Here is a 22,779-nt window from a genome sequence, read left to right on the forward strand (position 1 = left end):
TCAGTCCACCGGCTCCCGATGTGCAGCGATATTGATGACGTTGCCATCGGGGTCACGGACGAAGAATCGTCGGACGCCCCACGGTTCCGTGGTGAGCGGATGGACGATGTCGAGCCCGCGCCCGACCGCCTCGGCGAAGGCGGCATCGACATCGTCGACCTTGATCGAGACGACAGGGCTCTCCGGGGCCGCCGCATCCTCAGTGACGAGTTGGACGTGGGCACCGGTCTCCGGTGAGGTGAAGCGGGCGACCCAACCGAGGTTGAACTCTTCGGTTCCGAGTCCGAGGAAGCCTTCGTAGAAGTCCCTGGCTCCCTCGAGGTCGGAAACATGGATGTCGGCAATGACCTCATGGACCTTCACTATTCTTCCTCTCACCACTGATCGTGGTCGAAAACCTGGCAGAACACACTCGTCATCGAGTCGCTGAAGAGGACGAAGACCACCTCGGCGATGGTCTCCCAGCGCCCACGCTCCCGGCCGTCGACGATGACCGCATGGGCCGCCTCGGCGACATCCCTCGCCGACCACCCATAGACTCCCCCGCCGATGGCAGGGAAGGCCACCGAGGTGGCGCCGAGCTCCTCGGCCAAGTTGAGGCTCGACTCGAAGCAGGATTCGAGCACCTCGGGATCCGCCTCACCCTGGTAACGGTTCGGTCCGACGGTATGGATGACCCACCTCGCCTCAAGGTCACCGGCCGAAGTTGCCGCCGCCTGACCTGCGGGAAGACCGCGCGGATGGCTCGTGCGCCGGACCTCGCGGCACGCCTCGAGCAGTGTGGGCCCTGCCGCGCGGTGGATCGCCCCGTCGACGCCGCCTCCGCCGAGCAGACTCGAATTCGCGGCATTGACGATCGCGTCCACGACCGCCTCGGTGATGTCTCCCTCGAGTACCGTGATCTTCATGGTGCGAGTCTAGGGCATGTCTCCTTTATTGACGTAGCCACGTCAGGATCGCGCTGATCACGACAGCCGCTCGATAGGTGATCGCGAGTTTGTCATACCTCGTGGCCAATCCTCGCCATTGCTTGACGTAGGCAAACGAACGCTCCACGACGTTGCGGTTGCGATACGTAGTGGCGTCGAATGCGGGCCGACGCCCACCTTTGCTGCCGCGCTTCTTTCGAGTCGCGATCTGGTTCTTCTTTTCCGGAACGACCGCCCGAATGCCACGCGAACGCAGGTATTCACGATTGGTCTTGGACCCGTAAGCGCGATCGGCCAAGACGGTATCCGGACACGTGCGGGGGCGACCACTGCCAGCCCGCGGCACTCGAATATCGGCCAGCACCTGCGGCAGGATCACCCCGTCGTGGCGCTGTCCACCGGTGACTACCACCGCCAGGGGACGACCGCGTCCGTCGACGGCGTGGTGGATCTTCGTCGTCAGCCCACCACGTGAGCGACCGATCCCGTGCCCGGCCGGCTCAACCTGCGAATCGGGCAGATTCTTGTAATTCGACGTAGCCCCCTGTGTGCTGATCAGGGCGCGTCGTGTTCGTCGCGTGCTGGTGGGCACGGCTGATGGTGCCATCGACGGAGACGTTCCAATCGATATCACCGGCAGCATCAGCATTCGAAAGCACCTGGGCCAGGACGCGGTCCCAGGTGCCGTCAGCGGCGTAGCGGCGATGGCGTTTCCATACCGTTTGCCAGGGCCCGAACTGCTCACGAGGCAGGTCACGCCAGGCAATGCCGGCACGGTAGCGGTAGACGATTCCCTCGACGATTCGACGGTTGTTCTCAAACGGCCGGGCTCTCTTGCCCGTATTCGAGGGCAACAGGGGCTCGATCCGTGCCCATTCCTCATCGGTGAATACTTGATAGCGGTCTTGCGTAGTCACCCAACCAGCGTGTCAGCTCCACGACCTCGAATAAAGGAGACATGCCCTAGTCAGCGGAAGTCGGCTCTAACAGGGGTGGTGCGTTCGACCTCAGTAAGTCCGACCGGACGTACTCCGGGATTGAGAAGGGAAGGGGAAACATGTGCCGACTGCTCGGCTACACCTCCCCCACATCGCCGAGCGCGGCGGACCTCATCGGTGCCGATGAGTGCCGGCAGTGGCAGAATCTGGGGCGGCTCCATGCGGATGGATGGGGCACGGCGTGGATCGATGACGACCCCACCGGCACCGAGGTGGTCCAGCGGTTCCGCACGCCCCATGAAGGTGCCGATAATCCGCGGTTGACCGAGGCTCTCGACGCCGATGCCAGCACCGGGCGGACCGCTCACCTGCGGATTGTGACGACAGGGATGGCCGATCTCGAAGAGAACACTCACCCGTTTCTCGCCTCGGACATCGCGCTGGCCCACAACGGCTCGGTCCACCCCGTCGAGCGGCTGCGTGAGTATGTGACGACCGCCGAGGTCGAGCGTATCGGCGGGACGACGGACAGCGCGATCATCTTCGCGCTGATTCTGCGCAGGATGGACGAGGGCGAGAATCTCTTCGATGCGACTGTGGCGACGGTGCGGATGCTGCGCACCGACTTCGACCACCCGGGGATCAACCTGCTCGTCCTCTCGCCCGAGGAGATGATCGTCGTCCACGCGACGGCGGGCACGCCGATTCCCTATCTCGACGGAGACCTGCCGCCCGACCATCATGATCACTACTACCGGATGAGCTGGCAGCGCTTCGACGACGGCGCGACGATCGTCTCGTCCTCGGGCCTCGAGCACAGAGGGTGGAGTCTCATCGAGCAGAACACCGCGATGCGGCTGACCGTGGCCGATGGGGCGGAGAATGTGGTGCGGGTGTGAGACTCAGGCCTTCTGGACGGTGATCGTCCAGCTCGCGTCGGTGACCCGGTCGAAGTGCGTGACGGGATAGCCGTTCTCGGCCGCCCACTGCGGGATCGCCTCGGTGGCCTGGGTGCAGTCGAAGTTGATGACGAGTTCATTGCCGATCTCGAGGCCGCTGATCGCGTCCTTCGCCTCAACGAGGGGGAACGGGCAGACGAGTCCGTCGGTTTCGAGTACCTGCTTCACGCTGACCTGCTTTCTGTCGTCGGCACCGCGGCCGCCGACTGCTTGGGTTTGATGGTGGCCTTCGCGGCAACACCGGCGCCGACGATCATGAACAGCGTCGCCACCCAGCCCTGATACTCGAACTGAGCGGTCGAGACCATGGCGTTGCCGACGGTGCAGCCGCCGGCGATGGCCGCGCCCACTCTCATGCCGATGCCGCCGAGGATCGACTTGATGATGGTGGCCTGATCGCGCACACGGATTCGGAACTCGCCGGAGGCCTTTGCCGCGATGAAGGAGCCGACGAGGATGCCGATGACGAGCATGACGCCCCAGTCGATGAGCTCGGTGTCCCCGGTGGCGAGGTACCCGGTGAGATTCGCCGAGGGTGTCGTGATTCCCAGCCCGGAGTTGCGTCCCGTGGCCGCCGAGAGAGGCCAGGCGATCGTGGCGATGATGCCGATGACGACCGCAGTGGCGAAGGGGTTCCACCACCTCTCGGTGAGCAGGTGGGCCACAGTCCCTTCTTCCGCGGCGGCAGGGTCGCCAGCGGAGCCTTGAGCTTACGCTGGTGGTGGACGGTCACCCAGATCGCCACGGCCGAGATGATGACGACGAAGACCCACGGACTCAGCCCCGTGCTCGCCTGCACGCTTCCGCTCTCGAGGGTGATTCCGCGAATCCCCTCGGTGAATCCGGCGGCAGGGCCGAGCTTCATCACTGCCGAGAACAGGGCGTAGAAGATGAGGGCGAACCAGCTGCCGACTAGCCCCTCACCGGCACGGTAGTAGGTGCCGGTCGCGCATCCGCCGGCGAGCACCATCGCGAATCCGAAGATCAGGCCGCCGACGATCGAGGCGAGCCATGGGAAGGGCGAGGCCTCAAGAGTGATGACGCCGAAGCTGTTGAACAGGAACAGACCGATCGAATGCACAGCGATGAGCACGATGAGCGCGGAGAACCAGCGCGTGTTCCCGGTCAGCGTGAGATCGCGGAAGGCTCCCGTGACACAGAAACGCCCTCTCTGGAACACGAATCCGAGGACCAGTCCGACGAGAAGTCCGGTGAAAATCATGAATCTGCTCTCTGTAGTTGAGGGGTACCGAGCGATGGCAACAGCCATCCATATTGCTCAACAATTTCATGACCGTCAAGGAGGCATCGACCACTCCACATAGCCTCATGTGACTCAGATCTCACGAAAAGTATCTTGACGTCAAGATACTTTAATCGGCATAATTAGGGATACCTAACCTAACTAGGAGAGGCACGATGAAAGACATTCAGACATCTGACACCCAGACACTCACCGACGTTCAGGCACTTGCCGAATTCGTCGACAAGGCCTCGCTGGACATGCTCAGCGAACAGGCACTCGAACAGCTGAAGATCCGCGTTCTCGACACGATCGGCGTCGCCATCGGCGCCCTCGATGCCGAACCGCTCAAGGAGATCAGGGCACTCATCGAAGATCTCGATGCCGGCCAGGGAGCCACGCTGATCGGCGGCGGACACGCCAGCCCGGACCACGCTGCCTTCTACAACTCGGCCCTGAGCAGGTATCTCGACTTCATGGATGCCTACCTCGCCAAGGGCGAGACCAACCACCCCTCGGACAATATGGGCGCAGTCCTCGCCGCGGCCGAGCACGCAGACGCGTCGGGGAAGGACTTCCTCACGGCCTTCGCCGTCGCCTACCAGATCCACGCCCGCCTCTCGGACGTTGCCCCGGTTCGTGACCTGGGCTTCGACCACACGACGCAGGGTGCGTTCGCTGCGGGCGCCGCCTCGGCGAAGGCACTGGGACTCAACGCCGAGCAGATCGCTCATGCGGCCGCCATGGCCGGGACCGCGAACGTCGCCCTGCGGGTGACGCGCACCGGGAGCTTGAGCCATTGGAAGGGCCTGGCCTACCCGCACGTGTCGAAGGAGGGAGTCTTCGACGCCCTGCTCGCCGCGCACGGCATCACCGGCCCCGCCCAGGTCTTCGAGGGCAACAAGGGCTTCAAGGCCCTGGCCGGGGACTTCGATCTCGATTGGTCAGCCGAGGATCTGGAGAAGGTCACCGGCACGATCATCAAGAAGCACAACGCCGAGATCCACTCCCAGTCCGCACTCGATGCCGCCCAAGACATCCGCAGTCAGGAGGGATTCCGCGCCGACGCCATCGCCAGTGTGGAACTGACGACCTTCGACGTCGCCTACTCGATCATCGGCGGCGGCGAAGAGGGTGACAAGCGCTCCATCCGGACCAAGGAGGAAGCCGACCACTCACTGCCGTGGATGGTCGCCGTCGTCCTCCTCGACGGGGAGCTCAACCCGGCGCAGTACGAGCCCGAGCGCATCATCGACGATGATGTGCAGGACCTCATGCGCAAGGTCACGATCACTCCCTCCAAGGAGTTCAGCGACCGGTTCCCCGAGCACATGTGCGCCGACCTCGTCGTCACTCTCGGCGACGGCAAGCAGTTCCGGGCGAGCACCGACGACTACGAGGGCTTCACCACCCACCCGCTCGACTGGGCGGGCGCAAGGAAGAAGTTCGACGCGCTGACCTCCCCATTCGCCGAGGCGGGGCTGCGTGACGAGATCGCCGACCTCGTCCACGACCTCGAGAATCACCGAATCAAAGAGCTCACCGCCGTCCTCGCGCAAGTTCCCCTCGCGCGCAGCTGACCAAGCCTCCCCTGCCGGAGACCCCGGCACCCCGCCGACACAGTGTCGGCACCTGAAGAAAGGAAACACAATGTCGAACGCCATCGATTTCGATGTGTCCATGAATTTCGTCCCCCGCGCCTGGCGCCCGGCCAAGCCCCGCACGATCGGGATGACCGAGATCCGCGCCCCGTACTACTCGACCTTCGGCACCCGCCACCTCCAGGACGTCTTCGACGTCGCCGGTCAGTGGGTCGACGGCATCAAGTGGGCGGGCGGATCCTTCTCCCTCGTCCCCGCCGAGCAGGTCAAGGCGATGAGCGACATCGCCCATGACAACGGCTCGTACGTCTCCTCCGGTGGCTGGATCGAGACCGTGCTGCGCTACGGCGATGACGCGGTCGACCAGTACCTCAAGGAGGCCAAGGAGGTCGGCTTCGACGTCATCGAGATCTCGACCGGCTTCATCATGCTGCCGACCTCGGGCCTGGAGCGTCTGGTGGAGAAGGTCGTCAAGACCGGGCTCAAGGCCAAGCCGGAACTGGGCATCCAGATCGGCTCCGGCGGCGATTCCGGTGAGGCCGAGCTGGCTGCCGAGTCCGCCAAGGACATCGGTGACCTCGTCGATCGCGGACAGCGGGCCCTGGATGCCGGAGCCTCGATCATCATGATCGAGTCCGAAGGCATCACGGAGAACGTCGATGAGTGGAACACCGCTGCGGCGGCGTCGATCATCAACGGCCTGGGCCTCGAGAACGTCATGTTCGAAGCCGCGGACGGGCCAGTCTTCGAGTGGTACATCAAGAACTACGGCAACGAATGCAACCTGTTCGTCGACCACTCGCAGATCCTCCAGCTCGAGGGACTGCGCCAGAACATCTGGGGCAACAAGTCCACCTGGGGACGCGTGATCAACCCGGCTCCGGCGAAGTGAGGTAGCAGACGACGCTGGTGGAGAGCTCGGGCTGCACCGTCTAGAAGACGCCCCGAGCTCTCCTCATTGTCTATGATCCCAATCGCCCGTATCCGCGAACAGTCGCTCTCACCGGAGCCCGCCGTAACGGCTCACGTGAGGTTGCGGCAATTTCCGCCGAGTCCGGCAAGCAGCCCGGCGTTGCTCGCAACGGAGGCTGGCACCGATAGCCACCCGCTTGCGTGTTTGACTTGGAAAGCAATCTCCAGTTCCGATCCGAGTCCCAGCAATCCGCCGAGGAGGTTGGTGGGGACGTCTGTCGTGTATGAACCGTCGCCATTCGACGTGGTGTTCGAAGCAAGGCTGAACCCGGTGATAGGTGCCAGAACAGATCCGAGCCCACTGGTCGATGCAGTCACGACGATGTCGCCGAGTTGATAGCCTGCAGGCGGTTTCCAGAAGATCCGAACGCGAGCACCGACGCCGAGCACCCCAGGTTGGAACACGCAGGTCTTCGTCAATAACGGTGCGGGCACTGTTCCTGCTTGAAACGTCCCCCGGCTAGTCTCGGAATCGGTCCAGCCGGCGAGTGTTCCGTTGACTGCCGCAGGCCCGAGGACGAGGGCCAGGAAAGCGACTGAGGCGAGAACGGCTCGGCTTCTTATCCACCATGGCTTGGAGCGACGGATAGCTGTCATGACGACACCTTCCCGCGCTTCGTTCGCGTAACAACTGCCGAGCCGATCGCGATGAGCACGAACGCCGCGAGCAGGAACCACAGCCAGCCCTCGACACCGGTCCGCGGGAGGTCGCCGCCCCCACCAGGTTGATCCGGCCCCGGATCACCAGGACCGGCTGAGATCTCTTCGCCGTGACCGATCGCGGTGAGACGCACGCCGCTTGTCAGCCCGGCAACATCTCCCCCGTCAGCATTCGAGGCAAGAGTGACCGTCACCTGAATCCTCTGCTCCTCGTCACTGGTCATCTCTAACAACGAACGATTGCCGTTCGGGGCCTGCCCGAGATCGGCGATCGGAATGTCGGCGAGCAGAGGACGTGTCCCGCTCGGGCACTCCTGCGAGGCAGCCGTCCGCGGACAGGTGCGCACATCGACCAGCAGCGCCGAGGCTATCGGCTCCGACAACTGCCCGGCTCCGATTTCGAGTTTCACCGTGCCTTCGTCCGGCGCATCGGTCCACACGTCGACCGACCAGTTCGCCGAGGCGCCCGGACTGAGATTGCGCATCTGTGCTTCGTCGCCGAAGGTCTCCATTCTCAGATACTGGCCGTGGACCTCATTGGACGTCGCTTGCTGTGATTCGGCGGCGATCACACCGCTTGGGGCGAAGAGTTCTCCGCCAAGGAACATCGCCGCGATGATCGGCGTCGCTACCGCGTACTTCGGGGAACGGGCGGGTGTGCGAAGGGCTTCCACTTCGGAGCGCCGGTCATCAGTTGGGCCCTCAGGCGACTCTTCCTCATCTGTTCGGCGCGGCCAAAAGGCCCAGACGACGAGCAGGCTGGCTGCGATGGTGATGCCGCCGAGCAGGAAGGGATTGCGCCAGGACTGGATGATCGGTGCGACACCCGGAATCGAGAACATCACCTTCCGCACGGACTCCGCAGTGTAAGGCTCGGGATCCTTCACATCATTGGCGTCGCCCTGCATCTCGAAGGTCACCGGACCTGAGGACTCGTCCGGATTGTCGATGACGATCACTCGGTGTGTGACCGGCAACGTATCCTCACCGCGATCGACCGTGACGACGTCACCGACCTCCATCTCGGTCGCCGGGATCTCGCGGACGAAGGCGATCGATCCTGCCGGGATCGTCGGACCCATTGAACCGGTCTTGAACATCATGATCGAGATGTTGAAGATGAAGCTGAGAATGACCAGAACGATGCAGACCACCCCGAGGACGGCGAGGACGTTGAGCAGAGCGGCGCCGAGCCAGGCGCCGACTCGGCCCCGTTTCGCGGTGCCCTGTCGTGGATTCATCATCCGCCCTGAACAGACGTGGCTTTCCACGTCCACGTATGGTCGGCCGTTGAGCCCTGCGCGTCGTTGGGTGTGGTGTCGGGGAGGGCGACCTCGAAGCAGTACGCCTGAACCGATGCCGCGGCGGAGCTCAGGGACTGCGTCGAACCCGATTCGACTCCGGTTTTGAGTGGGATCCGCGACGCCCCGCCGAGAACGTACTGGGGTGAGCCCGTGAATGAAGCCTCACCGCATGTGAAACCGTTCATACCGCCGACCGTTGTCGCCTGAGTGACTGCGCGGTATGCGAGGCTGTTTCCGATACCGGTCCCAGGACTGCCGATGCCGCCACCGGACACCTTGACGTCGCCCTTCATCGTCGTGTTCGACGTCGTCTTCACGAACACCTTCGCATAGACCTTCGACCCGGGATACATATTCCCGGCGTTGAAGACCATCGAAGGGTTGCTCGTCCACGCCGTCCCGTCGACCGAGAGCTCGATGTTGAATCGCCCCGCCGCGAACGACCCGTTCGCCGTCTCCGTGTCGGTCCACGCGGCGACGGTGGCGGTCGCACCCACCCCGAACACCAATCCGCCGGCCAAGATCGCCTTGATCCGGCGGTTGCGCAGGCGTTTCCGGTTCTCTCGGATCCGGCGTCTACTCGCCGGGCGGGCCGACCTGTCGACCCGCCTCGACGAGAGGATGTCGCGCAGCGACGCGAGGAGATTGCGCATGGAACTCCCGCCGGACTACTCGGCCGAGGCCGCTGTGAACTGCCACTGGGCAGTCGCGGCGTCGCCCTCGGCGAGGTCATCACCCGCGGTGACGGTGAAGCACAGTGTGACTGGTGCGCCTGCAGCGCCGTCGGCTCCGGCCGCGAGGTTGAAGCCCTGCTTGCCCGTCGTCGCAGTGAGCGCGGTGCCGGAAGGCACGATCTGTGTGCCGGTCGCACCGACCTCGCAGGCGCCTGCATTGGCAACCTGAACGATCCCGTAGGTCAGGTTGGAAGCGTTGTCTCCCGTTCCAGCCGCGCTGGTGAGATCGACGGTCGCGTCATAGGTGGTCGCCTCGTCCAAACGCAGGACGAATGGCGCGGCCACCGCGTCGCCGGGTGACAGGTTGTCACTGGCCGGAAGTTCAAAGCTCAGAGAGGCTGCGCCGTCGGAACTCGTGTGGTCGCTGAAACTGTCTTCAGCTCCCGTCGTGCTGCCTTCGACGTTGAAGTCGCCGGCGCCGAAGACACCTTCGGCCCATTCCTGATCGGTCCATGCCGCGAGCGTGACTGCAGCTCCGACACCGGGGACGATGCCACCGGCGAGGATGGCCTTGAACTTGCGAGAGCGGGTGGATGGTTTCGCCACGATGGACTCCTTGATGCGGACGCGGGTGCGTGAGAGGCGGAAGTGATGACTCAATAATGACCGTTGAATTACTTTGATAACACTTTTATTCACCACGGACGTCTTTTGTTCCCAAAATGTTATATATCCGGCGCGGAGCGTCAACCCGCAGACCCGGCGCCGTCCGAACCTGATCCCCTCTACCCGAAGCGCTGATCCCATTCAATGAAAACTGCCTCGCCTCGTGTCAGTGACCAGGCGCACACTGTGAAGACAGACAAGGCAAGGAGGCAACGGTGCCGGAATTTCAGACAGACGTGGCGATCGTGGGTGCAGGCCCGGCCGGGCTCATGCTCGCCCATCTGCTCCACATCGCGGGCATCGATTCCGTCGTCATCGACAACCGCAGCCACGACGAGATCGCACACACCCACCGCGCCGGCATCCTCGAGGCCGGCTCCGTGCGCATGCTCGAATCCGCAGGCATCGAGTCACGTGTCCACACCGAAGGCCACCGCCACGACGGCATCGACATCCGTGTCAACGGCATCAGCCACTCCTTCGACTTCCCCGAACTCGTCGACGACTCCGTCTGGCTCTACCCGCAGAACGAGATCTTCGTCGACCTCGCCGCGGCCAGGGCCCACACCGGCCGGCCCACCTTCTACTCGGTCACCGACACCCGCCTCGGCGATGTCGAAACTGAGCGCCCCTGGGTCAGCGCGACCACCGAGGACGGCGAGAATCTCCAGATCAGCGCCCACTACGTCGTCGGCGCCGACGGCTCCCGCGGCCCCTGCCGGTCGATGATCCCCGACGACACCAGGCAGCGCTTCTTCCACGAATACCCCTTCGCCTGGTTCGGGATCCTTTGCGAAGCCCCGCCCAGCCACGAAGTCCTCATCTACTCCCGCTCCGAACGCGGTTTCGCGCTCATCTCCCAGCGCAGCGCGAATGTCCAGCGCATGTACTTCCAGACTTCCCCCGACACCGAGGTGACCGACTGGTCCGATGACCGCATCTGGTCCGAGCTCCAATCCAGGGTGGATGGTCCCGACGGATTCCAGCTCAAGACCGGACCGATCATCGACAAGACGGTCCTGCCCTTCCGCTCGGCCGTGACCGAACCGATGCAGCACGGTTCCCTGTTCCTCGCCGGAGACAGCGCCCACACCGTGCCCCCGACCGGCGCGAAGGGCCTCAACCTCGCCTTCGCCGACGTCTCCGTGCTCGCCCCGGCTCTGATCGCAGCCCTCAGGGACTCCGACGCCGAGGCGCTGGCCGGGTACTCGCAGACCGCGACGAAACGCGTGTGGAAGGCCCAGAACTTCTCCTACCAGATGACACGGATGCTCCACACCGATCCTGGCGCGGATGCCTTCGAAACGAAGCGCAGCCTCGGCGAGTTGGGATCCATCCTCGATTCCGACCACGGTCGCCGCTACCTGGCCGAATGCTATACGGGCTGGCCCCACGGCTGAGCCGCCCGCGAAGCACCCCACAGATTGCACACACGTACACACCGTCAGAGAGGGACGACAATGAGCGAACAGCAGCTCACCGAACCCGATGCGGTCGACGAGACGTTCCCGTCCTCGACCGTCATCGCCGAACCCGTGAAGGGACCGGACGACGCCGCCGAATCCCAGGCCACGCTCTCGGCCGAAATCAAGCAGATCGAAGCCGAGCACAAGGCCGCCGTCACGGCCGGCACACCCGCAGAGACGCAGCCGCGTCTGAACTACCCTCCCTACCGCTCCTCCCTGCTGCGTCACCCGACGAAGGACCCCCGCCACACCGACCCCGAGACGATCGAACTCTTCTCCCCCGCCTTCGGCCACCGGGACATCGGGACCCTCGAATCGGACCTGACGATCCAGGCCGGCGGCGAACCGATCGGCGAGCGCATCCGCGTCACCGGCCGCGTCCTCGACGGCAACGGCCGACCTGTGCGCAACCAACTCGTCGAGATCTGGCAGGCGAACTCCGCCGGACGTTACATCCACAAACGCGATCAGCACCCGGCCCCGATCGACCCGAACTTCACCGGAGTGGGACGGACCCTGACCGGCGATGACGGTTCGTATTCGTTCACGACGATCAAGCCGGGTCCGTATCCGTGGAAGAACCACCACAACGCCTGGCGCCCGGCCCACATCCACTTCTCGCTCTTCGGCACCGAGTTCACCCAGCGGATGATCACCCAGATGTACTTCCCCAGCGACCCCCTGTTCGCACTCGACCCGATCTACCAGTCGATCACCGACCAGAAGGCTCGCGACCGCCTGGTCGCGACCTACAACCACGACATCACCGAACACGAATTCCTCATGGGCTACAACTGGGACATCGTGCTCACCGGAGCGAACCGCACCTGGATGGAAGAGGACGACGATGACTGAGCAGACCACCACCCCCGATCTCACCCCGACACCGGGTCAGACCGTCGGCCCGTTCTACGGCTACGCCCTGCCCTATGAGCACGACAGCGAACTCGTCCCACCGGGATCGGCGAATGCCGTGCGCCTGCACGGAGTCGTCTACGACGGCGCCGGAGCCGTGGTACCCGATGCGATCCTCGAGATCTGGCAGCCCGACGAGACCGGCGAGGTGCCCCGAGCGACAGGCTCCCTGCGCCGCAACGGCTTCACCTTCACCGGCTTCGGCCGGGCCGCGGTCGACCCCGAGGGCGCCTTCAGCTTCTCCACTATCAATCCCGGACCCACCGAGGCGGGCAAGGCCCCCTTCATCAGCGTCGTGATCTTCGCCCGCGGCCTCCTCAACAGGCTCTTCACCAGGATCTACCTGCCCGAGGACACCGAGGCGCTGGCTGCAGATCCCCTGCTGTCATCCTTGGAGCCCGAGGAGCGCGGACGCCTCATCGCCAGCCGAGAGGCTGACGGATCACTGCGTTTCGACATACGGTTGCAGGGTGAGCAGGAAACACCCTTCCTCCGCTTCCCCGGACACGAGGACTGAGCCGCCGCCGACAGTGAGGACACACATGACCGAGAACGCCCCGCACACCCGCTTCCTCTTCGCCCCCGGCGATCTGCGCGGGGCCGAGGCCATCGACGATGTCGCCCTCGTGTCCGCGATCGGCAATGTCGAATCCGCGTGGGTCGAGGCGCAGGCACGCGTCGGGCTGATCTCCTCGGACATCCGCGCCGAGGCGACCGCCGGCATCGAAGCCGCGATCCGCACCCTGCAGGACAACCCCGGCGAGCTCGAGACCCTGGGCGAGAACGCTGAGGCAGGGGGCAACCCGGTCATTCCGTTCCTCGCCCACGTCCGCACCGGACTCGGCCCCGAGGCCGCTCGCGCCCTGCACCGGGGGCTGACCAGTCAGGACGTGATGGATTCGGCTCTCGGACTCCTCGTCTGGCGAGTCGTCCGGCAGATGCGGGCCCGCCTCGAGGTCATCGCCGAGACCCTCGTCTCACTCTCTGACGCCCAGGCGAGCACGCTGTGCCTGGCCCGTACCCTGACCCAACCGGCGCTGCCGACGACCTTCGGACTCAAGGCGGCGACCTGGGCCGCCGAAGTCCACGAGGTCAAGACCGAAGCCCCCTTCGTCGACTATGTGCAGGTCGGCGGGGCGGCCGGAACTCGGGCGGCGATCCGCCAGATGGCCGGGGACTCTACGGACTCCCTGCTGCGGGAGTTCCACGTCCAGCTCCGCGGCCCCGATGCGGCCATCACCCACGTCCCCGTGCCCTGGCACACCGACCGGGTCCGCATCCTCAACTGGGGCTCCCACCTGGCCCAGTGCGTGACCGTCGGAGCCTCGATCGCCCGCGACGTCCTCATCGGTGTCCGCCCCGAGATCGGGGAGCTGGCACTGGCCTCGACCGGCGGATCCTCGGCGATGCCGCACAAATCGAACCCCACCTCGGCGGTGCTGCTCCATCGCAACGGCATGCGCGTCCCGGGCGCCCTGTCGACCCTGACCACGGCCGCGGCCGAAGCCGTCGAGGAACGCTCCGACGGGGCCTGGCATGCGGAATGGCCGGCCCTGTCCGAGCTGATGACCCTGGCCATCTCCTCCCTCATCATCCTCGACGAGATGATCGAGGGCCTGAGCGTCAGCCCCGAAGCGATGCGCGCCAACCTCGAAGCGGCCAGCCCCGGAATCTACGGCGAGAAGCTCAACATCGTCTTCGGCGACCGGCTGTCCAAGGAGCAGCGAACCGCGATCCTCGCCCCGGGAGCCGATCCGCTCACCCAGCTGCGATCGGCCCTCGGCGACGAACCGGGGCTCGAGGATTTCTTCACCCCGGAGTCGAGCCTCGGCGACGCCGAGGACATCCGCCGCAGCATCCTCGCCGCTATCGACGAGACAGGCCAGCCGGAACCCGACCTGCCCTATTTCGACTGATCGACCGACCCAGCAGACTCAGAAAGAGACTTTCGTGGACCTCACCGCCTCCGTACTCGCCGCCCCGACGATCCCCTCCGCCGAGGCCCGCGCCCTCATCGTCCTCCCCTCGCTCGGCACCTCCGCGGCGGCCCTGTGGCAGCAGACCGCCAGCGCACTGTCGGAACTGAGCCCGGAGACGACGGTCATCGGCGTCGACCTGCCGGGCCACGGCCGCTCACCCCACGTCCCCGCGGGGACGTCAGAGGCCCCGCGGTGGTCGATGACGGACCTCGCCGAGGCGGTGCTGGCCACCCTCGACCGTGTCCTGCCCGATGCTGTGGACCCCGGTACCCCGGTCGATCTGGCCGGAGATTCCATCGGCGGGGCCATCGCGCTGCAGCTGGCCCTCGACCATCCCGAGCGGTTCGGCCGCGTCGCCGTCTTCTGCACGGGCGCGAAGATCGGCGAGGCCTCCGCCTGGGTCGAACGAGCCGAGACGGTGGCGACCTCGGGGACGCCGACGCAGATCATCGGCTCCGCCCAACGATGGTTCGGCGAAGGGTTCATGGACCGCGAACCCGAAGCCTCGGCCGCGCTGCTCCATTCGCTCCAGGACGCCGACCGCTTCTCCTACGCCGGACTCTGCCACGCCCTGGCCGGCTTCGATGTCCGTGAGCGCCTGTCGGAGATCTCGCTGCCGCTGCTCGCCGTCGCCGGTTCCGAAGACCAGCCCACCCCGCCGACGAAGCTCGTCGAGATCGCCAACGGCGTGCCCGGCGCCCTGCTCGAGGTCATCGAGGGCGCCGCCCACCTGGTGCCGGCCGAGGCACCCGACGTGGTCGCCGGACTGCTCAGTGACTTCCTCGCCGGGAAGGCCGGGAACGGCGGAACGACCGGTGCGATCGGGGACCCGGCGGCCTCCTCGGCGAACCTGCCCACCGCATCGGGACCGCGCGAAGCCAGCCGGGACGAGGTGCGGGAAGCGGGCATGAGCGTGCGCCGGGAGGTCCTCTCCGACGCCCACGTCGACCGCGCGAACGCGAAGATCGACGACTTCACCGCCGACTTCCAAGACCTCATCACCCGCTATGCCTGGGGTGAGATCTGGACACGACCCGGACTCGACCGGCGCATGCGCTCGGCCATCACACTCACGGCGATGATCGCCGGCGGCCACGAAGCCGAGCTCGCGATGCACGTCAAGGCAGCACTGCGCAACGGCCTGAGCCGCGAAGAGATCAAGGAGGTGCTGCTGCAGTCGGCCATCTACTGCTCGGTGCCGAGTGCGAACACCGCGTTCTCGGTGGCCTCGCAGGCACTGGCCGAGGTCGATGCGGAGGGCTGACGGCCCTGTTCGAATCGTCACATTGTGACCATCGGGCTTTCGGCCCGTGACCATGGGCAATAGGCTGGTGCGGTTGCGGTGCGCCGAGCGAGAGCTGCCGTGCCGCCGATCTCCCTGACCAACCCATCCCAGCGAAGGACCCTCATGAGCGACGCTCCAGTGCCACGTCGAGTCTACAAATTCGCTGTCTTCGCCCTGGCCATCGGTGCATTCGCGATCGGCGTCACCGAATTCGCGACGATGGGACTGCTGCCGCACATCGCCCGGGAGCTGGGCATCACGGTGCCGCAGGCCGGACATGCGGTCTCCTTCTATGCGATCGGCGTCGTCATCGGCGCCCCGCTGATCACCACGATCGCCGCGCACATGGATCGCAAGATCCTGCTGCTGTGCCTCATGGGTCTCTTCGCGCTCGGCAACTTCGCCTCGATGCTCGCCCCCGACGCCACCCTGTTCAACATCGCCCGTTTCGTCTCCGGCCTGCCCCACGGCGCCTACCTGGGCATCGGGGCGATCGTCGCCTCCTCCCTGGTTCCGGCAAATCGCCGCGGCCGGGCCATGTCGAGGGTCATGCTCGGCCTGACGATCGCGAACATCTTCGGAGTTCCCTTCGCCGCGGCCTTGGGCAACATGCTCGGCTGGCGCAGCGCATACGCCCTGGTCGCGGCCCTGGGCATCCTCACCGTCATCATGGTCGCCATCGCCGTGCCCCGGGTGAAGCTCGGCCAGGCACCCTCGGCCCGCGGCGAGCTCAAGGCACTCGCCCGCCCGCAGATCATCCTCACCCTGCTGGCCGGATCGGTCGGCTTCGGCGGCATGTTCGCCGTCTACACCTACGTCACCCCGACGATGACCGACGTCGCCGGCGTCCCCGAGACGGCCATCCCCTGGGTGCTCGCGGTCTACGGCCTCGGCATGACCGCCGGTTCGCTGATCGCCGGTCCGCTGGTCGACAAGTCCATCGAGCGCTCGGGGATCGGCGGCATGATCCTCTCCGCCCTCGTGCTCGCGACCTTCGGCGCGTTCACCCACATCGCGGCGATCGCGATCATCGCCCTCTTCCTCATCGGCATCGCCGGATCGATGATCACCACGGCCCTGCAGATGCGACTGCTCCGCGAATCCACGGATGCGCCGAGCCTGTCGGCGGCGATGAACCATGCCGCCTTCAACCTCGCCAACGCCCTCGGAGCCTGGCTCGGCGGCATCGTCATCACCGCCGGACTCGGCTACCGGGCTCCGGCCTGGGTGGGTGTGGGCCTGTGCCTGGCCGGACTCATCGTCATCCTCATTGCGATCGCCCTGCGCCGAGGCGGTTCCGCCGAGCACGCGAACCGCACCGTCGTCGACTGAGCTGGCTGTCGCCGGAGCTGGCTAGGATGGGGGCATGGATCTCCTCGCGCGGCTGCGCTCCCACGACCTGACCCACCGCCGACTCCCGGCCTTCGCCGTTCTCGCCGCACTGGCGATCCTCGCCCTCCTCGCGCTGAGCGCGTGCGGGTCCGGCGAGTCCGGTGATGATTCGGCGGAATCGGGGTCGGCCGACGGTGCCGGCTCGACCGCCTGCGCTTACCCGGCCGATTCCGACGGCGCGGCCAAAGAGGTCACGCCCCCACCGGAGTCCCCGGAAGCCTCCGGCGAGGTTGCGGCCACCGTGTCGACGAACGTCGGCGACCTGGCCGTCACCCTCGATGCCGATGGCGCCCCCTGCACCGTCAACAGCTTCCTCTCCCTGGCCGAGCAGAAGTACTTCGATGACACCGACTGCCACCGCCTGACCACCGAGGGCATCTTCGTCCTCCAGTGCGGCGACCCTTCGGGCACGGGCAGCGGAGGCCCCGGCTACTCCTTCGCCGATGAGGTCGACGGCTCCGAGAAGTATCCGGCGGGCACCTTGGCGATGGCCAATGCCGGACCGGATACCAACGGCTCCCAGTTCTTCGTCGTCTACGACGACAGCTCGCTGCCCCCGGACTACACGGTGTTCGGCCAGCTCGACGAGGACAGCACGAAGACCGTCGCTGACATTGCGGCCAAAGGCACGGACACCGGTGCAGGAGACGGAGCCCCGAAGGAGACCGTGACCATCACCGGTGTGAGTACGAAGTAGAAGAGTCTCGGGAAAATGCATCGAGGCCGCTGCCTCATGTGCTCTGAAACACTCGGATATTCAACTGATCTCATAGCCTGAGATCCGATTCGTGCGAATACTGAGACAAGCGTAGTGTCTTCTCGTTGCAGTTCGCTCGGTGCCCAAAAGCACCGGGCGAACTCATTGACACCGACACGAGCACCACCGAGCCCGTGCCTTCGTAATCACTTCAACAGCGGAGCACACACCACCATGTCCACCGAAACCCAGCACAACGGTCCCGGGGCAGCACCCGGAGCCGATTCCGACGCCATCGCCGCCACTCGGAAGAACAACACCCGCGGCAAGGTCCTCACCGCGTCGATGGTCGGCACGACGATCGAATTCTTCGACTTCTACGCCTACGCGACCGCCTCGTCGCTGGTCTTCCCGGCTCTCTTCTTCCCCAATCAGACCTCGACGACTCAACTGCTGAGCTCGTTCGCGATCTTCGGCGTCGCCTTCGTCGCCCGCCCCCTCGGCTCGATCATCTTCGGTCACTTCGGTGACCGTGTGGGCCGGAAGAAGACCCTCATCGCCTCCCTGCTCATCATGGGCATCGGCACCTTCCTCATCGGCCTGCTGCCGACCGCCTCGGCGCCGGGCTGGGCAGTCCTCGCTCCGGCCATGCTCGTCCTCCTCCGTTTCTGCCAGGGCGTGGGCCTCGGCGGCGAATGGTCGGGCGCGGCACTGCTGGCCACCGAGAATGCACCGAAGGGCAAACGCGCGATCTGGGGCACGTTCCCGCAGCTGGGCGCTCCCGTGGGCTTCATCATCGCCAACCTGCTCTTCGTCGGCCTCAACTCCTGGACCTCTCCCGAGGCGTTCCTCGCCTGGGGCTGGCGCATCCCGTTCCTGCTCTCGGCGCTGCTCGTCGCCGTCGGACTCTATGTCCGCCTCTCGCTCATGGAGACCCCGGCCTTCCAGCTCGTCGCCCAGAAGCAGCAGATCTCCAAGGCCCCCATCGGCCGCGTGTTCGCGACGAGCTGGAAGCCGCTCATCCTCGGCACGTTCATCATGCTCGCGACCTACGTGATCTTCTACTTCATGACCGCGTTCACGCTGACCTACGGCACCTCCCCGGCCACGACCGATCAGGCCAAGTCCGTCGCCGAGGCGGCAGGCAAGGACTTCGATCCCGCCGGGTTCGTCGCGGGGCTCGGCTATGAGAAGAGCGAGTTCCTCACCTATCTCATCATCGGCGTCGTCTTCTTCGGCATCTTCACCGTCGTCTCCGGTCCGCTGGCCGAGAGGCTGGGCCGGCGGAAGATGCTGCTGGGCGTCACGGTGCTCATCGCCGCCTATGGGCTCGTCGTCAACACCCTGTTCAATGCCGGCACCGCCGGTGTGGTCACCGGTCTCATCGTCGGGTTCATCCTGATGGGACTGACCTTCGGTCCGATGGCCGCGTACCTGCCGGAGCTGTTCCCGGCCAATGTCCGCTACACCGGCTCGGCCGTGTCCTACAACATGTCCAGCGTCATCGGCGCCGGGCCTGCGCCCTTCGCGATGGTCGCCCTGTGGCAGACCGAGGGAGGAACGATCTTCTGGTGCGGCCTCTACATCGTCGCCGCCGCGATCCTCACCTTCGTAGCCCTCTGGCTGGCCAAGGACACTCGGGATCTCGACATGGAGGATCAGCTGAGCTGACACCCCTTGCCTGACTGCTCCGCAGTCGTGATCGGCCAGGCGGCCGTCGTCCTCCGGGACGGCGGCCGCCTCTGTCAACACTACGATTTGGCAACGACCACCTCGGCGGCGTGATGTCGGTTACAGGTGTGACTCAGGACACGGTACGATTCCTTTCAGACGTTGCTCAGGTACGACCACCGGGCGACCCGCGATTGCGCGACGCAACCGTTACCGACTCACTGGAGGAACCATGAAACGACGCTTGACCCTGGCCACTGTGGCCGTCGGCGCCATGCTCGCCCTGTCCGCCTGCGGCGGTGGCGGCGATTCCGAACCCGCAGCGACGGCCGAGGGCGGTGTCCCCCTCGTCAAGGAAGGCAAGCTGACGACCTGCACGCACCTGTCGTATCAGCCGTTCCAGTTCGAGAAGGACGGCGAGGTTGTCGGCTTCGACGTCGACATCGTCGATGCGGTGGCGAAGAAGCTCGGTGTCGAGCAGGAGATCATCAACACCTCGTTCGAGACGATCACCTCGGGCGCCGAGTTCAACCAGGACAAATGTGATGTCGCCGCGGCTGCGACGACGATCACTCCCGAGCGCGAGGAAGCCACCGACTTCTCCGAACCCTATTTCGATGCGAACCAGGCGATCCTCACGAAGGCCGATAAGACCGCAGGGGACGCCTCCGCACTCAAGGGCTTCAAGATCGGTGCACAGGCCGGAACCACCGGCCTCGACTATGCGACCGAGAACTTCACGGACTCGGAGGTCATCACCTACGAGGACCTGCCGCTGTCCCTCGAGGCGCTCAAGACCGGTCAGGTCGACGCCGTCATCAACGACAACGGCGTGCTCTACAACTACAACACCGAGAACGAGGGCTTCGCGATCGGCTTCGAGATCAAGACCGATGAGCACTATGGCATCTCGATGAAGAAGGGCAACACGGAGATGAAGAAGGCCGTCGACGACACCCTTGCCGAGATCAAGGACAACGGCGAGTACGACGAGATCTACAAGAAGTGGTTCGGCGACGCTCCCAAGTGATTGCTGACAGGTCGGCCGGTCGAGGCTTTCGAGTCGCGGCCGGCCGTCTTCTCGCCTGAGTGCGACCAGCGACTCGTCTCCGCCGACCCGAGCAGCAGGTTCCACCGGCACCAGCACAGGTTCGCGACCATCCGACACATCCGTTGAAGGACTCCACCCATGTCAGCACCATCAGCAACCGGCAGCGGCGGCCCGACCGGCCCGGCCGTCCCACTCGCCACGGAGACCCCGAAGGCGAAGATGAGCAAGCGCCAGAAGGCCAAGCTCTCCCGCGGCATCCAATATGCGATCCTCATCATCATCGCGATTCTCCTCGTGCTCTTCGCCGATTGGCCGAAGCTCATCGACGCCTTCGGTCGCGTCGACATCGCCGCGGGCATGTTCCCCGAGGTCATCACGATGGCCTTGAAGAACACCGTGATCTACACCTTCTTAGGCTTCGCCCTCGGCCTGGCGATCGCCCTCGTCGTCGCCCTTATGCGCCTGTCCTCGGTGGGCGTCTACCGGTGGTTGGCCACGATCTACATCGAGTTCTTCCGCGGTCTGCCTGCCCTCGTCGTCTTCCTCGTCATGGGCTTCGGACTGCCCGTCGCATTCGACAACTTCAACCTCCCGCAGCTTGTCATCATCATGATCGCCCTCGGCCTCGTGTCCTCGGCCTATATGGCAGAGACGATCCGTGCCGGCATCCAGGCCGTGCCGAAGGGACAGGTCGAGGCGGCCAGGTCGCTGGGCATGTCCTCGTCCCGGGCGATGTTCACCATTGTCCTCCCACAGGCGATGCGCATCATCCTGCCGCCGCTGACGAACGAGCTCATCCTGCTCGCCAAGGACTCCTCACTGGCCTATATCCTCGGGTCCTCGGTCGATGGACGCGAACTCGCGGCACTGGGCCGGGCGGAGATCGTCAACACCGCAAACCTCACCCCCTTCATCGTCATCGCGCTGGCCTACCTCATCATCACGATCCCGCTGTCCTATCTCTCGCGAGTGCTCGAGCGCAAGTACGGTTCCGCAGATTCAGGAGTGAAATGATGAACGTCCCCACCACCTCGGCGAGCACCTCGACCCCGATCATCGCGATTCGGAACCTGCAGAAGAGCTTCGGCGAGAACCGGGTCCTCACCGATATCAGCCTCGACGTCGACAAGGGCGAGGTCGTCTGTGTCATCGGACCCTCGGGATCGGGCAAGTCGACGATGCTGCGCTGCATCAATACGCTCGAGACACCGACCGGCGGATCCGTCGTCGTCGACGGCATGGACATGACCGATCTCGATCTCGACATCGACGCCGCGCGGACGCGCATCGGCATGGTCTTCCAGTCCTTCAACCTCTTCGCCCATCTCACGGTCCGTGAGAACCTCACCATCGCCCAGACGAAGGTGCTGCGCCGGTCGAAGGCCGAAGCGAACAGGGCCGCCGAGGCGAACCTCGCGAAGGTGGGTCTGTCCGAGAAGATGGACGCCAAGCCGGGATCGCTCTCCGGCGGCCAGCAGCAGCGCGTGGCCATCGCCCGTGCGCTGAGCATGGATCCCGATGTCATGCTCTTCGACGAGCCCACCTCGGCGCTCGACCCCGAGACCGTGGGCGACGTCCTCCAAGTCATGCGCAACCTCGCCGAGGCCGGAATGACGATGGTCGTCGTCACCCATGAGATGGAGTTCGCCCGTCAGGTCGCCGACCGCGTACTGTTCATGGACGGCGGAGTCGTCGTCGAGGCCGGTCCGGCCAAAGAGGTCATCGGCAACCCGCAGGAGCAGCGGACGAAGGACTTCCTCTCCCGCGTGCTTAACCCCGGCCAGCTGGGGTAGGGGCTCGCGTGCACGGGACGTCCCCGCGGGGACGTTTCACTTAGGCTCATCACATGAGCACTTGGGACGCGACAGCAGCGAACGTCCTCGAACTGCCCTCTGGGCGGCTTGTTCGAGGGCGTTCTCTGCGTGGGTCGACTGCCGCAGATGCTGCGGCGGAGTTTGAGCTGGTGCTCCTCGGATCCCGCCGGCAATTCACCGACGTGGCCGAAGGCGCGCATTCCGCTGAGCAGTCCCGATGGGTGAAATGGCCCGACTTCCTGCTGCCGAGCGACCGTCACGATGCGGCCGCGGCCATGCTCGACCTGTGGACACGCGCCGAGTCATCGCGGGTGGGCGTCGCCTGCGGCGGCGGTCGCGGCAGGACCGGAACCGCACTCGCCTGCATTGCGATCATCGACGGAGTTGCGGCCGAGAAAGCGGTCGAGTTCGTCCGCGAAGGCTATGACCCGAAGGCCGTCGAAACCCCCTGGCAGAGACGTTTCGTCACCCGCTTCCCCGCACTCTTGGCACGTATCGCGCGGGGCTGAGCCCGACTATTCGTCGAGCGCAGGGTGGAGCGTCGAGAGTTGGCTTCAGGAAGT

Annotated in this window: 24 protein-coding genes and 1 pseudogene; 15 read left to right on the forward strand and 10 right to left on the reverse strand. The window is 65.3% G+C overall.

Going from position 1 to position 22,779, the window contains the following annotated elements:
• The 3 genes from CV023_RS16405 to CV023_RS16415 all read right to left on the reverse strand — a co-directional run bounded on the left by CV023_RS16405 (position 1) and on the right by CV023_RS16415 (position 1,846).
• Entirely contained in the window at positions 1 to 363 is a 363-nt protein-coding gene (locus tag CV023_RS16405) for a VOC family protein (protein ID WP_230747872.1), read from the reverse strand.
• A gap of 11 nt (positions 364 to 374) precedes the next feature.
• A complete protein-coding gene (locus CV023_RS16410) occupies positions 375 to 908 on the reverse strand; it encodes an O-acetyl-ADP-ribose deacetylase (RefSeq protein WP_230747875.1) in 534 nt (177 codons plus the stop codon).
• A gap of 25 nt (positions 909 to 933) precedes the next feature.
• Positions 934 to 1,846, reverse strand: a protein-coding gene (locus tag CV023_RS16415) for an IS5 family transposase (RefSeq protein WP_230747877.1) whose coding sequence is annotated in 2 segments (ribosomal slippage) — positions 934 to 1,473 and positions 1,475 to 1,846 — 912 coding nt in all. Because the reading frame shifts where the segments join, the coding sequence is not laid out codon by codon here.
• Between the two features lie 140 nt (positions 1,847 to 1,986).
• Between CV023_RS16415 and CV023_RS16420 the strand changes: the two genes are divergently transcribed.
• Positions 1,987 to 2,766, forward strand: coding sequence for a class II glutamine amidotransferase (locus tag CV023_RS16420; protein ID WP_230747878.1), 780 nt, complete (start codon positions 1,987 to 1,989; stop codon positions 2,764 to 2,766).
• 3 nt (positions 2,767 to 2,769) lie between these two features.
• Here the strand turns inward: CV023_RS16420 and CV023_RS16425 are convergent, their stop codons facing one another.
• The 3 genes and pseudogenes from CV023_RS16425 to CV023_RS18895 all read right to left on the reverse strand — a co-directional run.
• The gene (locus CV023_RS16425; RefSeq protein ID WP_230747882.1) at positions 2,770 to 2,994 is read right to left on the reverse strand and encodes a sulfurtransferase TusA family protein; all 225 of its coding nucleotides are present in this window, start codon (positions 2,992 to 2,994) and stop codon (positions 2,770 to 2,772) included.
• Entirely contained in the window at positions 2,991 to 3,491 is a 501-nt protein-coding gene (locus tag CV023_RS18890; protein WP_284934818.1) for a YeeE/YedE family protein, read from the reverse strand. Before CV023_RS18890 ends, CV023_RS16425 begins: the two co-directional genes overlap by 4 nt.
• A 56-nt stretch (positions 3,492 to 3,547) precedes the next feature.
• Positions 3,548 to 4,096, reverse strand: a pseudogene (locus tag CV023_RS18895) (YeeE/YedE family protein); the annotation flags it as partial.
• Positions 4,097 to 4,245: 149 nt separating this feature from the next.
• On the opposite strand from CV023_RS18895, the gene CV023_RS16435 reads away from it, so the two are divergent.
• Both CV023_RS16435 and CV023_RS16440 read left to right on the forward strand, forming a co-directional pair.
• Entirely contained in the window at positions 4,246 to 5,649 is a 1,404-nt protein-coding gene (locus CV023_RS16435) for an MmgE/PrpD family protein (RefSeq protein WP_230747883.1), read from the forward strand.
• Positions 5,650 to 5,719: 70 nt separating this feature from the next.
• Positions 5,720 to 6,562 (forward strand): phosphosulfolactate synthase, encoded by an 843-nt coding sequence (locus tag CV023_RS16440; RefSeq protein ID WP_230747885.1) that lies wholly within the window; start codon positions 5,720 to 5,722, stop codon positions 6,560 to 6,562.
• Between the two features lie 131 nt (positions 6,563 to 6,693).
• Here the strand turns inward: CV023_RS16440 and CV023_RS16445 are convergent, their stop codons facing one another.
• From CV023_RS16445 to CV023_RS16460, 4 genes are read right to left on the reverse strand one after another with little or no spacing between them, the layout of a single operon-like run.
• Complete coding sequence (locus CV023_RS16445) at positions 6,694 to 7,239, reverse strand: hypothetical protein (protein WP_230747887.1); 546 nt, start codon at positions 7,237 to 7,239, stop codon at positions 6,694 to 6,696.
• Positions 7,236 to 8,546 carry a signal peptidase I gene (locus CV023_RS16450; protein WP_230747889.1) on the reverse strand — a complete coding sequence of 437 codons (1,311 nt, stop codon included), beginning with the start codon at positions 8,544 to 8,546 and terminating at the stop codon, positions 7,236 to 7,238. The genes CV023_RS16445 and CV023_RS16450 overlap by 4 nt, the downstream gene beginning before the upstream one ends.
• Complete coding sequence (locus tag CV023_RS16455) at positions 8,543 to 9,259, reverse strand: SipW-dependent-type signal peptide-containing protein (RefSeq protein WP_230747891.1); 717 nt, start codon at positions 9,257 to 9,259, stop codon at positions 8,543 to 8,545. The genes CV023_RS16450 and CV023_RS16455 overlap by 4 nt, the downstream gene beginning before the upstream one ends.
• 15 nt (positions 9,260 to 9,274) lie before the next feature.
• Entirely contained in the window at positions 9,275 to 10,030 is a 756-nt protein-coding gene (locus CV023_RS16460; RefSeq protein ID WP_230747893.1) for a SipW-dependent-type signal peptide-containing protein, read from the reverse strand.
• Positions 10,031 to 10,161: 131 nt separating this feature from the next.
• On the opposite strand from CV023_RS16460, the gene CV023_RS16465 reads away from it, so the two are divergent.
• The 12 genes from CV023_RS16465 to CV023_RS16525 all read left to right on the forward strand — a co-directional run bounded on the left by CV023_RS16465 (position 10,162) and on the right by CV023_RS16525 (position 22,725).
• Positions 10,162 to 11,346 (forward strand): 4-hydroxybenzoate 3-monooxygenase, encoded by a 1,185-nt coding sequence (locus CV023_RS16465; RefSeq protein ID WP_230747895.1) that lies wholly within the window; start codon positions 10,162 to 10,164, stop codon positions 11,344 to 11,346.
• Between the two features lie 60 nt (positions 11,347 to 11,406).
• Positions 11,407 to 12,267 (forward strand): protocatechuate 3,4-dioxygenase subunit beta, encoded by an 861-nt coding sequence (pcaH, locus tag CV023_RS16470; protein ID WP_230747897.1) that lies wholly within the window; start codon positions 11,407 to 11,409, stop codon positions 12,265 to 12,267.
• Positions 12,260 to 12,844, forward strand: coding sequence for a protocatechuate 3,4-dioxygenase subunit alpha (gene pcaG, locus CV023_RS16475; protein ID WP_230747898.1), 585 nt, complete (start codon positions 12,260 to 12,262; stop codon positions 12,842 to 12,844). Before pcaH ends, pcaG begins: the two co-directional genes overlap by 8 nt.
• A 25-nt stretch (positions 12,845 to 12,869) precedes the next feature.
• A complete protein-coding gene (locus tag CV023_RS16480; protein WP_230747901.1) occupies positions 12,870 to 14,243 on the forward strand; it encodes a lyase family protein in 1,374 nt (457 codons plus the stop codon).
• A 34-nt stretch (positions 14,244 to 14,277) separates the two neighbouring features.
• Entirely contained in the window at positions 14,278 to 15,570 is a 1,293-nt protein-coding gene (gene pcaDC, locus CV023_RS19185) for a bifunctional 3-oxoadipate enol-lactonase/4-carboxymuconolactone decarboxylase PcaDC (protein ID WP_442859948.1), read from the forward strand.
• Between the two features lie 144 nt (positions 15,571 to 15,714).
• Positions 15,715 to 16,923 (forward strand): MFS transporter, encoded by a 1,209-nt coding sequence (locus tag CV023_RS16495; RefSeq protein WP_230747903.1) that lies wholly within the window; start codon positions 15,715 to 15,717, stop codon positions 16,921 to 16,923.
• A gap of 34 nt (positions 16,924 to 16,957) precedes the next feature.
• Positions 16,958 to 17,680 (forward strand): peptidylprolyl isomerase, encoded by a 723-nt coding sequence (locus CV023_RS16500; RefSeq protein ID WP_230747905.1) that lies wholly within the window; start codon positions 16,958 to 16,960, stop codon positions 17,678 to 17,680.
• A 234-nt stretch (positions 17,681 to 17,914) separates the two neighbouring features.
• The gene (locus CV023_RS16505) at positions 17,915 to 19,351 is read left to right on the forward strand and encodes an MFS transporter (protein WP_330166666.1); all 1,437 of its coding nucleotides are present in this window, start codon (positions 17,915 to 17,917) and stop codon (positions 19,349 to 19,351) included.
• Between the two features lie 232 nt (positions 19,352 to 19,583).
• Positions 19,584 to 20,381, forward strand: coding sequence for a transporter substrate-binding domain-containing protein (locus CV023_RS16510; RefSeq protein ID WP_230747906.1), 798 nt, complete (start codon positions 19,584 to 19,586; stop codon positions 20,379 to 20,381).
• A gap of 240 nt (positions 20,382 to 20,621) precedes the next feature.
• On the forward strand, positions 20,622 to 21,416 hold the full coding sequence (locus CV023_RS16515) for an amino acid ABC transporter permease (protein ID WP_230748049.1): 795 nt from the start codon (positions 20,622 to 20,624) through the stop codon (positions 21,414 to 21,416).
• Positions 21,413 to 22,195 (forward strand): amino acid ABC transporter ATP-binding protein, encoded by a 783-nt coding sequence (locus CV023_RS16520; RefSeq protein ID WP_284934816.1) that lies wholly within the window; start codon positions 21,413 to 21,415, stop codon positions 22,193 to 22,195. Before CV023_RS16515 ends, CV023_RS16520 begins: the two co-directional genes overlap by 4 nt.
• A 53-nt stretch (positions 22,196 to 22,248) precedes the next feature.
• A complete protein-coding gene (locus CV023_RS16525; protein WP_230747908.1) occupies positions 22,249 to 22,725 on the forward strand; it encodes a phosphatase domain-containing protein in 477 nt (158 codons plus the stop codon).
• Positions 22,726 to 22,779 lie beyond the last annotated feature (54 nt).

It is taken from the genome of Brevibacterium sp. CCUG 69071 (genome assembly GCF_021023135.1).
Lineage (GTDB): Bacteria > Actinomycetota > Actinomycetes > Actinomycetales > Brevibacteriaceae > Brevibacterium.